General features: G+C 77.2%; 1 protein-coding gene. It reads right to left on the bottom strand.

Annotation, left to right across the window (positions count from 1 at the left end):
- Positions 1–44 precede the first annotated feature (44 nt).
- Positions 45–14,945, bottom strand: a complete 14,901-nt coding sequence (locus tag AC5WAM_RS38210) for a type I polyketide synthase (RefSeq protein WP_495520425.1) — start codon at positions 14,943–14,945, stop codon at positions 45–47.
- Positions 14,946–14,951: the final 6 nt, after the last annotated feature.

Below are 14,951 nucleotides of genomic sequence, written 5' to 3'. Positions count from 1 at the left end.
TACGCGGGGCGGTCGGAGGGAGGGCGTGGGGCGGCGGGGTGCCGTCATGGCCTGCCGAGTTCGTTGTCGATGAAGGCGAAGAGGTCGTCGTCGGTGGAGCCCATGCGGTCCTCCACGGCGTCCGCGTCCGGTCCGGTGCCGGGGCGGAGCGTCTCCAGGAGGTCCTGGAGGCGGGCCGTGAGGGCGGTGCGGGCGCCGTCGTCGGGCATGCCGTCGCGGACCGCGGCCTCCAGGCGTTCGAGTTCGGCGAGGGCGGCGGGGCCGGTCCCGGCCGTGCCGTCCTCGGGGGCGATCTCGTCGGCCAGGTGGCGGGCCACCGCGGCGGCCGTCGGGTGGTCGAAGAGCAGGGTCGCGGGCAGGTGCAGGCCGGTGGCGGCGCGCAGCCGGTTGCGCAGCTCCACTGCGGTCAGCGAGTCGAAGCCGAGGTCGAGCAGGGGCTGTTCGGTGCTGAGGGCCGCCGGGTCGGGGAAGCCGAGGACCAGGGCGGCGTGGGTGCGGACCACGTCGACGAGGACCCGGGCGCGCTGCGCCGGGGGCAGTCCCGCCAGGCGTCCGCGCAGGGCGTCCGCGGCGTCGGGCCCCGGCCCGACGCCCGCCGCACCCCGGCGCGCCGGGGTGCGGACGAGGCCGCGCAGGAAGGCCGGCACGCCACCGGCGGCGGCCTGGGCCGCCAGCGCCCCGGTGTCCAGGCGCAGGGGCAGCAGCGCGGGCGCGTCGAGGCCGGTGGCCGTGTCGAAGAGGGCGACGCCGTCGGCAGGGGTGAAGGCGACGATGCCGCCGCGGGCGATGCGGGCGAGGTCGGCCTCGCCGAGGTGTCCGGTCATGCCGCCGCCGGTGGCCCACAGGCCCCAGCCGAGCGAGGCGGCGGGCAGGCCCCGGGCGCGGCGCCGGTGGGCGAGGGCGTCCAGGAAGGCATTGGCCGCGGCGTAGTTGGCCTGGCCCATGCCGCCGAAGACACCGGCGATGGAGGAGAAGACGACGAACGCGGACAGGTCGAGGTCCGCGGTCAGCTCGTGCAGGTGGACGACGGCGTCCACCTTGGGGCGCAGCACCCGGTGGAGCTGGTGCGGGGTCATGTCGGCGACGACGCCGTCGTCGATGACGCCCGCGGTGTGCACGACGCCGCGCAGCGGGTGCTCCAGGGCGCCCAGGACCTTCGCCAGGGCCTCCCGGTCGGCGGCGTCGCAGGCGACGATCTCGGCGTCGGCGCCGAGGGCGGCAAGTTCGGCGCGGAGCGCGTCCGCGCCGTCGGCGGCGGGTCCGCTGCGGCTGGTGAGCAGCAGGTGCCGTACGCCGTGCTCGCCCGCGAGGTGACGGGCGATCAGGGCGCCGATGGAGCCGGTGCCGCCGGTGATCAGGACGGTGCCCTCGGGGTCCCAGCCGGGTGCGCGGGTGGGTGTGGAGCCGGGCACCCGGGCGAGGCGCGCGGTGTGCGGCTGCCCGGCGCGCAGGGCGAGTTGGGGCTCCCCCGTGCCGAGCGCCGTGGCGAGCACCGCGGCGAGGGCGGCGTCCGAGGCCGGTGCGCCGTCCGTGTCGAGCAGGACGAACCGGTCGGGGTTCTCGGTCTGCGCGGAGCGGACCAGGCCCCAGACGGCGGCCTGCGCGGGGTCGGTCACGTCGTCGTCGGGGCCGACGGGCACGGCCCCGGTGGTGACGAGGGCCAGCCTGGCGCCCGCGTACCGCTCGTCGGCGAGCCAGGCCCGCACCAGTTCCAGGACGCGTTCGGTGAGCCGGTGGACGGACGCGGCGAGCTCCCCGGTCGTCGGCGGCAGCGCGGTCACGACGAGGGCCGGTACCTCGGTGCCCGCCTCGATCGCCGCTCCCAGGGCGGCGAGGTCCGCGTGGGCGGGCGGGAGGCCGGGCAGGGCGGTGCCGAGCACGGCGCAGGACGCGGGGGCGGTGCCGGCCACCGCGAGGGCGGGCCACTCCAGGCGGAACATGTCCTCGTGGGTGCCGGCGCGGGACTCCTGGATGCGGTCGGCCGTCACGGGCCTGAGCACCAGGGAGCGGGCCGAGGCGACCGGGGCGCCCGTGGGGTCGGCCACCGTCCACGCGACGGCGTCGCGCCCGGCCGGTGTCATGCGCAGGCGCAGCGCGGTCGCGCCCGCGGCGTGCAGCCGTACCCCGCTCCAGGAGAACGGCAGCCAGCCCTGGTCGCTGCCTTCGAGGACGCCGAAGGCCAGCGAGTGCAGCACGCTGTCGAGGAGCGCGGGGTGGAGGCCGTAGCGTCCGGCGTCGGGTGCCTGCGCCTCGGGGAGGCGGGCCTCGGCGTAGACGGCGTCGCCCAGGCGCCAGGCGGCGCGCAGGCCCTGGAAGGCGGGGCCGTAGGCGAAGCCGCCGTCGGCGAGGCGGGCGTAGAGGCCGTCGACGTCGAGGGGTTCGGCTCCGGCGGGCGGCCAGGCCGTGAGGTCCTCGGGCGGTGTGGGCCCGCCCGGGCTCAGGCGGCCCGTGGCGTGCCGGGTCCAGGGCTCGTCCGGCGCGGCGTGTGCGGGCCTGGCGTGGAAGGCGAAGACGCGGCCGCCGCCCGCGTCGGGGGCCTGGACGGTGAGCTGGAGGGTGACAGCGCCCCGCTCCGGCAGGGTCAGGGGCGCTTCCAGGGTGAGTTCGTCGACCTCGGCGCAGCCCAGCTCGTCGCCCGCGTGGACGGCGAGTTCGAGGAAGGCCGTGGCGGGGAACAGCGCACCGCCGAGGACGGCGTGGTCGGCGAGCCAGGGGTGGTCGGCCACGGAGAGGCGGCCGGTGAAGAGGTGGCCGCCGGTGTCGGCGAGCGGGGCGCCCGCGCCGAGCAGCGGGTGTCCGGCGGGAAGCAGCCCCGCGGCGGGCATGTCGCCGGTGGGCGGGGTGGGCGGGAGCCAGTAGCGGGCGCGCTGGAAGGCGTACGTGGGCAGCTCGACGTGCCCGGCCGGGACCCGCGCGAACAGCGGCGCCCAGTCGACGCGCACGCCGTGGACGTGCAGGTGGGCCAGCGCCGCGGTGAACGCGGCCTCCTCCGGCGCGTCCTTGCGCAGCAGCGGCACCGCGGCGATGCCGTCGGCGGGGCCGGTCAGGCACTCCTGGCCGAGCGCGGTCAGGGAGCCGTCGGGGCCGAGTTCCACGTACGCGGTGGCGCCTTCGGCCTCCAGGGTCCGTACGGCGTCGAGGAAGCGGACGGTGGAGCGGACGTGGCGGACCCAGTGGCCGGGGTCGCGCAGCTCGTCGGCGGTGGCGACAGTGCCGGTCAGGTCGGAGACGACGGGGATGCGCGGCTCGTGGTAGGTGATCTGTTCGGCGACGGCGCGGAAGTCGTCCAGCATGCCGTCCATGTGCGGGGAGTGGAAGGCGTGGCTGACGGTGAGGCGCCGGGTCTTGTGGCCCTTCTCCCGCCAGTGGGCGGCGATCTCCTCGACGGCCGCCGCGTCGCCGGACAGGACGGTGGCGGCGGGCCCGTTGACGGCGGCCACCGCGATCTCGCCCTCGCGGCCCGCGAGGCGGGGCAGCAGGTCCGGTTCGGGGACGGTGAGGGAGACCATCGCGCCGCCGCCGGGCATGGCCTGCATCAGGCGGCCGCGCGCGGCCACGAGGGCGGCGGCGTCCGGCAGCGCGAGCACCCCGGCGACGTGCGCGGCGGCGAGCTGTCCCACGGAGTGCCCGGTGACGAGGTCGGGGCGCACCCCGAACGACTCCAGGAGCCGGTGCAGGGCGACGCCGACGGCGAACAGGGCGGGCTGGGTGTAGGCCGTGGTGTGGAGCAGGGCCGCGTCCGCGCTGCCCTCCGGCGCGGCGATCACGTCGCGCAGCGGGCGGTCGAGGAGCGGGTCGAGTTCCGCGCACACCGCGTCGAAGGCGTCGGCGAACGCCTCGAAGCGCTCGTACAGTTCCGTGCCCATGCGCAGGCGCTGGCTGCCCTGCCCGGGGAAGAGGAAGGCGGTCCTGCCCGCCCGGCCGGTGGCGCCTTGGACGACGTCCGTCGAGGGAGTGCCGTCGGCGAGCGCGGTCAGCGCGGCCAGGAGGCCTTCGCGGTCGGCGGCGACGAGGACGGCCCGGTGCTCGAAGGCGGTGCGGCCGGTGGCGAGGGCCTTGCCGACGGCGTCGGGGTGCTGCTCCGGCGCGGCGCTGACACGGTCGAGCAGGCGCCGGGCCTGGGCGCGCAGGGCGTCCTCGCCGCGGGCGGAGAGCAGCCAGGGCAGACGGCGGCCCGACGGTGGCGCCGCGACGGGCGGCGCGGGGTCGGGGACGTGCTCCAGGATGGTGTGCGCGTTGGTCCCGCTCACGCCGAAGGACGACACGCCGGCGCGGCGCGGGCGGTCCCCCTCGGGCCAGGCGGTGTGCTCGGTGACCACGCGTACACGGCCCGCGGACCAGTCCACGTAGGGCGTCGGCTCGTCCACGTGGAGGGTGGCGGGGAGCGCGCCGTGCCGCATGGCCAGGACCATCTTGATGATGCCCGCGATGCCCGCGGCGGCCTGGGCGTGGCCGATGTTGGACTTCAACGAGCCCAGGTACAGCGGTGTTTCGCGCTCCTGTCCGTACGTGGCGAGCAGGGCCTGGGCCTCGATGGGGTCGCCGAGGCGGGTGCCGGTGCCGTGGGCCTCGACGGCGTCCACGTCGCCGGGGGCGAGGCCCGCGCCCGCGAGGGCCTGGCGGATGACGCGCTGCTGGGAGGGGCCGTTGGGGGCGGTGAGGCCGTTGCTGGCGCCGTCCTGGTTGACGGCCGAGCCGCGGACCAGGGCGAGCACGGGGTGGCCGTGGCGGCGGGCGTCGGACAGGCGCTCCAGGAGCACCATGCCCGCGCCCTCGGCCCAGGCGGTGCCGTCGGCGGCTGCCGCGAACGGCTTGCAGCGGCCGTCGGCGGCGAGCCCGCGCTGGCGGGAGAACTCGACGAACGCACCGGGCGTGGCCATCACCGTGACGCCGCCCGCGAGCGCGAGGGAGCACTCGCCGGAGCGCAGCGCCTGCGCCGCCATGTGGACGGCGACCAGCGAGGAGGAGCAGGCCGTGTCCACGGTCACGGCCGGTCCCTCCAGGCCGAAGGTGTACGCGATGCGCCCGGAGGCCACGCTGCCCGCGCTGCCGATGCCGAGGTAGCCCTCGAACTCCTCGGACGGCTCGGTGACCCGGGAGCCGTAGTCGCGGTAGCTGGAGCCGACGAAGACGCCGCCGTCGCTGCCCTTGAGGGTCCGCGGGTCGATGCCCGCCCGCTCGAAGGCCTCCCAGGCGGTCTCCAGGAGGAGCCGCTGCTGGGGGTCGACGGCGAGGGCCTCGCGCGGCGAGATGCCGAAGAAGGCGGGGTCGAAGTGGTCGGCGTCGTAGAGGAATCCGCCCTCGCGGGCGTAGGTGCGGCCGACCTTCTCCGGGTCCGGGTCGTAGAGGCCCTCCAGGTCCCAGCCGCGGTCGGCGGGGAACGCGGAGATGGCGTCGGTGCCGTCGGCGAGGAGCCGCCAGAAGTCCTCGGGGGTGCGCACGCCGCCGGGGAAGCGGCAGCTCATGGCGACGATCGCGACGGGGTCGTCGTCGGTCGCGGCCGCCGCGGCGGGTGCGGGGGCCGTCGTGGGCGCGGGCGTCGCCGTGCCGAGCAGTTCCTCGCGCAGGTGGTCGACGAGCGCGGTGGTGGTGGGCCGGTCGAAGACGAGCGTGACGGGCAGGCGCAGGCCGGTGGCCTCGGCGACGCGGTTGCGCAGCTCCACGGCGGTCAGCGAGTCGAAGCCGAGGTCCTTGAAGGCGCGCTCCGGTGCGATCGCGGTGGGGTCGTCGTGCCCGAGCACGTCGGCTGCCAGGGCGCGCACCAGGTCCGCGAGTTCCTGGGTGCGTTCGGCATCGCCGAGGCCGGCGAGCCGTGCCACGAGGGCGTTCTCCGCGGCGCCCGGTGCGGCGGCGCGCTCGGCGAGGGCGCCGCGCGCCTCGGGCAGGTCGGCGATCAGGGCGCTGGGCCGCAGCGCGGTGTAGGCGCGTACGAAGCGGTCCCAGGCGAAGTCGGCGACGATCAGCCGGGTCTCGTCGTCGGCCAGGGCCTGCCAGAGGGCCTCGACGGCGAGTTCGGGGTCCATGGCGGGCAGGCCGTTGCGGACCAGGCGTTCGCCGGTGGCGCCCGCGGCCAGGCTGTCGCCGCCCCACAGGCCCCAGGCCACGGAGGTGGCGGGCAGGCCGTGGTCGCGGCGTGACTGCGCGAGGGCGTCGAGGAAGGCGTTGGCGGCGGCGTAGCTGCCCTGTCCGGTGCCGCCGAGGGTGCCGGCGAGGGAGGAGAAGAGCACGAAGGCCGTCAGGTCCGCGTCCCGGGTGAGTGCGTGGAGGTGGAGCGCGGCGTCCGCCTTGGGGCGCAGGACCCCGGCGGCGCGCTCGGGGGTGAGCGTGTCGAGGACGCCGTCGTCCAGGACGCCCGCGGCGTGGAACACGGCGCGCAGCGGGCGTTCGGCCGGGACGGCGCCGAGGAGCGCGGCGAGGTCGTCGCGGTCGGCGGCGTCGCAGGCCGCGATGGTGAACTCGGCGCCCAGGGCGGTGAGTTCGGTGGCCAGCGCGGCGGCGCCCGGGGCGTCCGGGCCGCGGCGGCCGGTCAGGAGCAGATGCGCGGTGCCGCTCCGGGCGAGCCTGCGGGCGAGCTGGGCGCCGAGGCCGCCGGTGCCGCCGGTGATCAGGACGGTGCCGTCGGGCGTCCAGCCGGGCCCTTCGGGCTCGGCCCTGGGCGCGGCGTGGGCGAGGCGGCGGCCGAACACGCCGGAGGCGCGGATCGCGAGCTGGTCCTCGCCGTCCGGGGCCGCGAGGACCGCGGCGAGCCGGGCGCGGGCCCGTGCGTCGAGGCGCTCGGGCAGATCGACGAGGCCGCCCCAGCGCTCGGGGTGCTCGACGGCGGCCACCCCGCCGAGGCCCCAGTGCAGGGCGCCCAGGGGCGCGTCGAGGCGGTCGGAGCGGCCCACGGCGACGGCCCCGCGGGTCGCGCACCACAGCGGTGCCCTCACCTCGGCGTCGCCGAGCGCCTGGAGCAGCACGGTGGTGAGCGCGAGGCCGACGGGCAGGGCGGTGCCGTCGGCGTACGGGGCGTCGGCGAGAGCGAGCAGGGACAGGACGCCGTCGGCCGGGAACTCCTGGGCGAGGGCGCGCAGGCGCCCGGCGAGCGGGCCGCGTCCGGTCTCCCCGGCGTCGTCCGCGCCGAGTTCCACGACGACGGGGTGCGCGCCGCGCTCACACAGGGTCTGGACGCAGGCGGCGACGGCCGGGTCCGCGGCGGCGGCCTCGGGCACGGCCACCCACCAGGTGCCGCCGAGGTCCGCCGTGCGCTCCTGGGGCAGGGGCTTCCAGGTGACGCGGTGGCGCCAGGAGTCGAGGGTGGTCCGGCCCCGGCGGCCGTGCAGCCACCGGGAGAGCGCGGGCACGACGGTGCTCATGGCCGCGCGTACGTCGTCGTCCTCGATGCGCAGGTGCCGGGCGAGGGCGTCGGGGTCCTGCCCGGCCACGGCGTCCCAGAAGCCCCGGTCGACGGGGTCCGTGCCGGCGGAGGCGGTGGCGGCGTCCCGGGGTGCGGGCCGCATCCAGTAGTGGCGCCGCTGGAACGCGTAGGTGGGCAGGTCGACGCGGCGGGCTCCGGTGCCGTCGAAGACGGCGTCCCAGTCCACGGGGTGGCCCAGGACGTGGAGTTCGGCGAGCGAGGCGAGCACGCGGTCCCGCCCGCCCTCGCCCCGGTGCAGGGTGCCGACGGCACCGCCGCTGCCGCCCGCGGCCTCCAGGGCCTCCTGGAGCCAGACGGTGAGGGCGGGGTGGGTGCTGGTCTCGACGAACAGGCGGTGTCCGTCGGCGATCAGGGCGCCCAGGGCCCGGTGGAAGTCGACGGGCTCGCGCAGGTTGCGGTACCAGTACGCGGCGTCCAGGGCGGTGGTGTCGAGGGCGGCGCCGGTGACGGTGGAGTAGAAGGGCACGCGGGACGGGCGCGGGGCGATCCCGGCGAGCAGGGTGCGCAGTTCGTCGTGGATCTCCTCGACCTGCGGCGAGTGCCCGGCGAAGTCGACGCCGGGCAGCGGCCAGCACAGCACGCCGTCGTCGGCGAGCGCGGCGTGCAGCTCGCCCAGGGCGTCGGGGTCGCCCGAGACGGTCACCGTGGTGGGCCCGTTGACGGCGGCGACGCTCAACCGGTCCGTCCAGGGCGCGAGTCGGGCCTCGACGCGCTCCGGGGGCAGCGGGATGTACAGCATGCCGCCGCGGCCGGTGAGCGCGCGCAGGGCCTTGCTGCGCAGGGCCACCACGCGGGCGGCGTCCTCCAGGGTGAGCGCCCCGGCCACGCAGGCCGCGGCGATCTCGCCCTGGGAGTGCCCCACCACGGCCGCGGGCTCGACACCGTACGAACGCCACACCTCGGCCAGCGACACCATGACGGCGAACAGGACCGGCTGCACCACGTCGACGCGCTCCAGCGACGGCGCCTCAGGAACCTCCCGCAGGACGTCCAGCAACGACCAGTCCGTGTGCGGGGCCAGCGCCTCGGCACACGCGGCGATCCGCGCGGCGAACTCCGGCGAACCGTCCAGGAGTTCACGCGCCATCCCCGGCCACTGCGAGCCCTGGCCGGGGAAGACGAACACGGCGCGCCGGTCCTGGGCGGCGGTGCCGCGCACGGCTCCGGGTCCGGTGCGGCCGTCGATCAGGGTGTCGAGCGCGGCGAGGAGGGTGTCCCGGTCGCGCCCGACGGCGGCGGCGCGGTGCTCGAAGGCGGCGCGCGTGGTGGCCAGGGAGTGTCCGACGTCGGCGGGGCGCAGGCCGGGCCGGGCCGCCACGTGGGCGCGCAAGCGTACGGCCTGCTCGTGCAGGGCTTCGGGGCTGCGCGCGGAGAGCACCCACGGCACGGCCGTGTCGGGGCGCTCGCCTTCGGTCCCGGCCGGTTCCTCGTCGGCGGGCGGCTGCTCGACGACGACGTGGGCGTTGGTGCCGCTGAGTCCGAAGGAGGAGATTCCGGCGCGCCGGGGGTGGCCGTTCGCGGGCCAGGGCGCGGCTTCGGTGAGCAGCGAGACGGCGCCCGCGGACCAGTCGACGTTGGGGGACGGCGCGTCGACGTGCAGGGTCGCGGGGAGCACCTCGTGGTGCAGGGCGAGGACCATCTTCATGATGCCCGCGACTCCGGCGGCGGCCTGACTGTGCCCGATGTTGGACTTCAACGAGCCCAGGAGCAGGGGCTTTTCGCGCTCCTGGCCGTAGGTGGCGAGCAGCGCGTCGGCCTCGATGGGGTCGCCGAGGGTGGTGCCGGTGCCGTGGGCCTCCACGGCGTCGACGTCGGCGGCGGACAGGCCCGCGTCGGCGAGCGCCTCGGTGATCACGCGCTGCTGGGCCAGGCCGCTGGGGGCGGTGAGGCCGTTGCTCGCGCCGTCCTGGTTGACGGCCGAGCCGCGCAGGACGGCGAGGACCGGATGGCCGTGGCGGCGGGCGTCGGACAGGCGCTCCAGGAGGAGCAGGCCGACGCCCTCGGCCATGCCGAAGCCGTCGGCGGCGGCCGCGAAGGACTTGCAGCGGCCGTCGGCGGCGAGGCCCCGCTGGCGGCTGAAGCCGGTGAAGGTGAGCGGGGAGCCGATGACGGTGGCGCCGCCCGCGAGGGCGAGCGAGCAGTCGCCGTTGCGCAGGGCCTGCGCGGCGGTGTGGACGGCGACGAGGGAGGAGGAGCAGGCCGTGTCGACGGTCACGGCGGGCCCTTCGAGGCCGAGCGTGTAGGCGACGCGGCCGGACAGGACGCTCGTGGAGATGCCCGCGACGAAGAGGCCCTCCAGCTCTTCCGGTACGTCGTCCATGCTGCCGCCGTAGCCCTGGTAGGCGGCGCCCGCGAAGACGCCGGTGCGGCTGCCGCGCAGGGTGTGCGGGTCGATCCCGGCGCGCTCCAGGGCCTCCCAGGAGGTCTCCAGGAGCAGGCGCTGCTGCGGGTCCATGGCGAGGGCCTCGCGCGGCGAGATGCCGAAGAAGTCCGCGTCGAAGCGGCCCGCGTCGTAGACGAAGCCGCCCGCCGCCGCGTAGCTGGTGCCGGGCCGGTCGGGGTCGGCGTCGTAGAGCGCGTCGAGGTCCCAGCCCCGGTCGGCGGGGAGTCCGGCGACCGCGTCGCGGCCCTCGGCGACGAGCTGCCACAGCTCGTCGGGGGTGTCGACGCCGCCCGGGTAGCGGCAGCTCATGGAGACGATGACGATCGGGTCGTCGTCGGCCGGGGCGGCGCGCACCACCGGCGCGGTGGCCGCCGGGGCCCGGTCGCCGAGGAGTTCGGCGCGCAGGTGACGGGCGAGCGCGCCGGGCGACGAGTAGTCGAAGACGAGGGTGACGGGCAGGCGCAGACCGGTGGCCGCGGCGAGCCGGTTGCGCATCTCCACGGCGGTCAGCGAGTCGAAGCCGAGGTCGCGGAAGGCGCGTTCGGGCGCGATCGCCTCGGGCGCGTCGTGGCCGAGCACGGCGGCGGCCTCGGTGAGCACCAGGTCGGACAGGGCGCGTTCGCGCTCGGGTCCGGTCAGGTCGCGCAGCAGGGCGCGCAGGCCGCCGGACGGGTCCTCGGCGGTGTCGCTGGCGGAGGGGTCCGGTGCGAGGGCGGCGCGGGCCTCGGGGACGGTGCCGATGAGGGGGCTGGGCCTGCTGGTGGTGAAGACGGTGGCGAAGCGGTCCCAGTCGATGTCGGCGACCAGGACGAGGGTCTCGTCGTGGTCGAGCACCTGCTTCAGGGCGGTGACGCAGGTGGCGGGCGGCATGAAGAGCACGCCCTGGGCGCGGAGTTGGTCCTCGGCGAGGTTCGCGGCCATGCCGCCGCCGTCCTCGGGGCTCCAGATGCCCCACACCACGGAGGTGGCGGCCAGGCCCCGGGCTCTGCGGTTCTCGGCGAGCGCGTCCAGGTGGGCGTTGGCGGCGGCGTAGGCACCGTGGATCGCGCTGCCCCAGACGCCGGAGATGGAGGAGAACAGCACGAAGGCGTCGAGCGTGTCCCGGTCGAACAGGGCGTCCAGGTGGTCCGCGCCGAGGGCCTTGGCGTGCAGCGTGTCGGCGAACTCGCCCGCGTCCGTGTCGTCGAGCGCCACGAGGGAGCCCCCGGCGGCGGCGTGCAGCACCGACCGGATCTCGCAGCCGTCGGCCACCAGGCCCGCGACGAGGGCGGCGAGGGCGTCCCGGTCGGTGATGTCGCACGCGACGACGGTGGTGCGGGCACCCAACTCCGTCAGCTCGGCGGCGAGTTCGGCCGCGCCGGGGGCGTCGACGCCGCGGCGGCTGATCAGGACGAGGTGTTCGGCGCCCTCGCGGGCGAGCCAGCGGGCGATGTACGCGCCGAGGCCGCCGGTGCCGCCGGTGATCAGCGTGGTGCCGCGCGGGGTCCAGGCGCGGCGGGGCGCGGCGCCGCCGAGCGGGGCCCGGACGAGCCTGCGGCCGTGGACTCCCGTGCCGCGCACGGCGAGCTGGTCCTCGTCGCCGGGCGCGGCGAGCACCGCGCACAGCCGGGACGCGGCGCGGGCGTCGAGCTCGGGCGGCAGGTCGACGAGCCCGCCCCAGCGGCGCGGGTGCTCCAGGGCGGCACACCGGCCGAGGCCCCAGACCGCGTGCTGCGCGGGCCGCACGGGCGGGTCGGCGGGGCCGACGGCGACGGCGCCGCGCGTGGCCCACCACAGCGGCGCGTCGACGCCCGCGTCGCCGAGGGCCTGTACGAGGGCGAGGCTCAGGGCGGTGCCGACGGACACGGCGGGGTGGCGCGGGTGCGGCCGTTCGTCGGTGGCGAGCAGGGACAGGACCCCCGCGGGCGCCTCCCCGGCGTCGGCGAGGGCGTCGCGGAGGACGTCGGCGAGCCGGTCGCGGAGCGGGCCCCGCTCGGGGTCGGCCACGTCCAGGGCGGCGCACACCACGGTGGCCCCGGCGTCCTGGAGGGCGCGGACGCAGGCGAGGGGCTGCGGGTCGAGGGCGAGCGGCGCGGGCAGCAGCACGAGCCAGGTGCCGCGGAGCCGGGCGGCGGCGGGCTCGGGCAGCGGCTGCCAGTCGGGCCGGTAGCGCCAGGACTCGACGGTGGCGAGCGCGGCGCGCCGTTCGCGCCAGGCGGCGAGCGCGGGCAGGACGGCGCTGAGCGGCTCCTCGGGCCCGACGCCGAGGGTGGCGGTCAGCTCCGGCAGGTCACCGGCGCGCACGGCCTCCCAGAAGCGGTCCGCCACGGGGTCGGCGGGCGGCGCGGCCGCGGGGGCGGGGGCGGACTCCAGCTCCAGCCAGTACGGGCGGCGCCGGAAGGCGTAGGTGGGCAGGCCGGTCGCGGCCGTGTGCCCGGCGAACACCCGGGACCAGTCCGGGGACAGGCCCCGGGTGTGGGCCTGGGCGAGGGCGAGCAGGAAGCGCGCGCGGCCGCCCTCGTCGCGGCGGAGGGTGCCGAGCACGGCGACGGGCCGCTCCAGGTCGGCGGCCTCGGCGGTCTGCTCCACGCCGAGGGTGAGCACCGGGTGGGCGCTGGCCTCGACGAAGTGGGCGTAGCCCTGGTCGAGGAGGCCGCGTACGGCCTCTTCGAAACACACGGTCCGCCGCAGGTTGCGGTACCAGTACGCGGCGTCGAGGGCGGCTTCGCCGTCCAGCCAGGCGGCGTCGACGGTGGAGTAGAAGGGCACGTCGGCGGGGCGGGGCGCGAGGTCCGCGAGCGCGGTCAGGAGGCGCTCCTCGATCTCCTCGACGTGGGCGGAGTGCGAGGCGTAGTCGACGGGGATGACGCGGGCCCGCACGTCCTGGGCGACGAGGGCGGCGACGACGCCCTGGACGGCCTCGGGGTCGCCCGACAGGACCGTGGTCGCGGGCCCGTTGACGGCCGCGACGGACAGCCGGTCGCCCCAGGGCTCCAGGTGCGGGCCGAGGTCCGCGGCGGGCAGCGGCACGGACGCCATGCCGCCGCGCCCGGCCAGGTCCGCGAGGGCCCGGCTGCGCAGGGCGACGACCTTGGCCGCGTCGTCCAGGGACAGCGCGCCCGCGACGCAGGCGGCCGCGATCTCGCCCTGGGAGTGCCCGACCACGGCGTCCGGCTCGATGCCGTACGACCGCCACAGCTCCGCCAGGGACACCATCACCGCGAACAGGGCGGGCTGGACCACGTCGACGCGGTCCAGGGACGGCGCGCCGTCGGCGCCGCGCAGCACGGACTCCAACGACCAGTCCACGTACGGGGCGAGGGCCCGCTCGCACGCGGCGGCGCGCGCGGCGAACACCGGCTCCGCGTCCAGGAGCCCCACCGCCATGCCGGGCCACTGGGAGCCCTGTCCGGGGAAGACGAACGCGGTCTTGCCGTCGGGTCCCGTGGTGCCCCGGACGAGGTGCGGTGCGGCGCCGCCGGAGGCGAGCGCGGTCAGGCCGTCGACGAAGCCCGCCCGGTCGTCGGCGACGACGGCGGCGCGGTGCTCGAAGGCGGTACGGGTGGTGGCCAGGGCCCGGCCGATCGCACCGGCCGTGGTGTTCTCGCCGGTGCCGATGCCGGTGTCGGTGTCCTCGCCGGTGCCGGTTTCCTCGATGTGCGCAAGCAGGCGCGTGGCCTGGGCCCGCAGGGCGTCCTCGTCGCGGGCGGAGAGCACCCAGGGCAGCGGGCCCGCGGCGGGCTCGGGCGCGGTGGCCTCCGGCGCCGGGTCGGTGAGGTCCTGCGGGGTGTCCTCCTCCAGGACTAGGTGCGCGTTCGTGCCGCTCACGCCGAAGGCCGACACCCCGGCCCGGCGCGGGCGCCCCGGCGCCTCCCAGGGGCGGGGCTCGGCCAGGACCCGTACGGCACCCTCCGACCAGTCGACGAACGGCGTCGGCTCGTCGACGTGGAGGGTGCGGGGCAGCCGCCCGTGGCGCAGCGCCATGACCGTCTTGATGACGCCGCCGACACCGGCGGCGCCGGAGGTGTGGCCGATGTTCGACTTCAACGAGCCGATCCACAGCGGCCGTTCGGCGGGCCGGTGCTTGCCGTACGTGGCGAGCAGGGCCTGGGCCTCGATGGGGTCGCCGAGGCGGGTGCCGGTGCCGTGGGCCTCCACGGCGTCCACGTCGCCGGGGGCGATCCTGGCGTCGGCGAGGGCGTCGGTGATGACGCGCTCCTGCGCGGGACCGTTGGGCGCGGTCAGGCCGTTGCTGGCCCCGTCCTGGTTGACGGCGGAGCCGCGGATGACGGCGAGGACCTGGTGGTCGTTGCGGCGGGCGTCGGCGAGGCGCTCCAGGACGAGGACGCCGACGCCTTCGGACCAGCCGGTGCCGTCGGCGGCGGCCGCGAAGGCCTTGCAGCGCCCGTCGGCGGACAGGGCGCGCTGGCGGCTGAAGGCGACGAACGCGTCCGGCGTCGCCATCACGGCGACGCCGCCCGCGAGGGCGAGGGAGCACTCTCCCGAACGCAGCGAGCGCACCGCGAGGTGCACGGCCACCAGGGACGAGGAGCAGGCGGTGTCGACGGTGAGCGCGGGCCCTTCGAGGCCGAGGGTGTAGGCGACGCGCCCGGAGACGACGCTGGCGGCCGTGCCGGTGTCGAGGAGCCCCTGGAGTTCGGGGACGTGCCGCGAGGTGCTGCCGTAGTCGTTGCGCATCGCGCCGACGAACACGCCGGTCCTGGTGGCGCGCAGCGCGTCCGGGTCGATGGCGGCGCGCTCGACGGCCTCCCAGGCGGTCTCAAGGACGAGGCGCTGCTGGGGGTCCATGGCGAGGGCCTCGCGCGGCGAGATCCCGAAGAAGCCCGCGTCGAAGTCCCCGGCCCGGTGCAGGAATCCGCCGTGCCGCGTGAAGGAGGTGCCGGGGTGGTCGGGGTCGGGGTGGTAGAGCGCCTCGGTGTCCCAGCCGCGCCCCGCGGGCCACTCGGTGATGGCGTCGGTGCCGCTGTCGACGAGGTCCCACAGGGCTTCGGGGGTGTCGGCGCCGCCGGGGTAGCGGCAGCTCATGGAGACGATGGCCACGGGGTCGTGGCGGGCGTCCTCCGCCTCGCGCAGTCGGCGGCGGGCGTCTCCCAGGTCGGCGGTGGCGCGCCTGAGGTATTCGAGGAGCTTGTCGTTGTCCGGCATGGGTGT

Source organism: Streptomyces sp. JLYT201, from assembly GCF_059448825.1.
The sequence above is the reverse complement of the archived record's forward strand: the minus strand, read 5'-3'. Positions and strand labels throughout refer to the sequence as shown.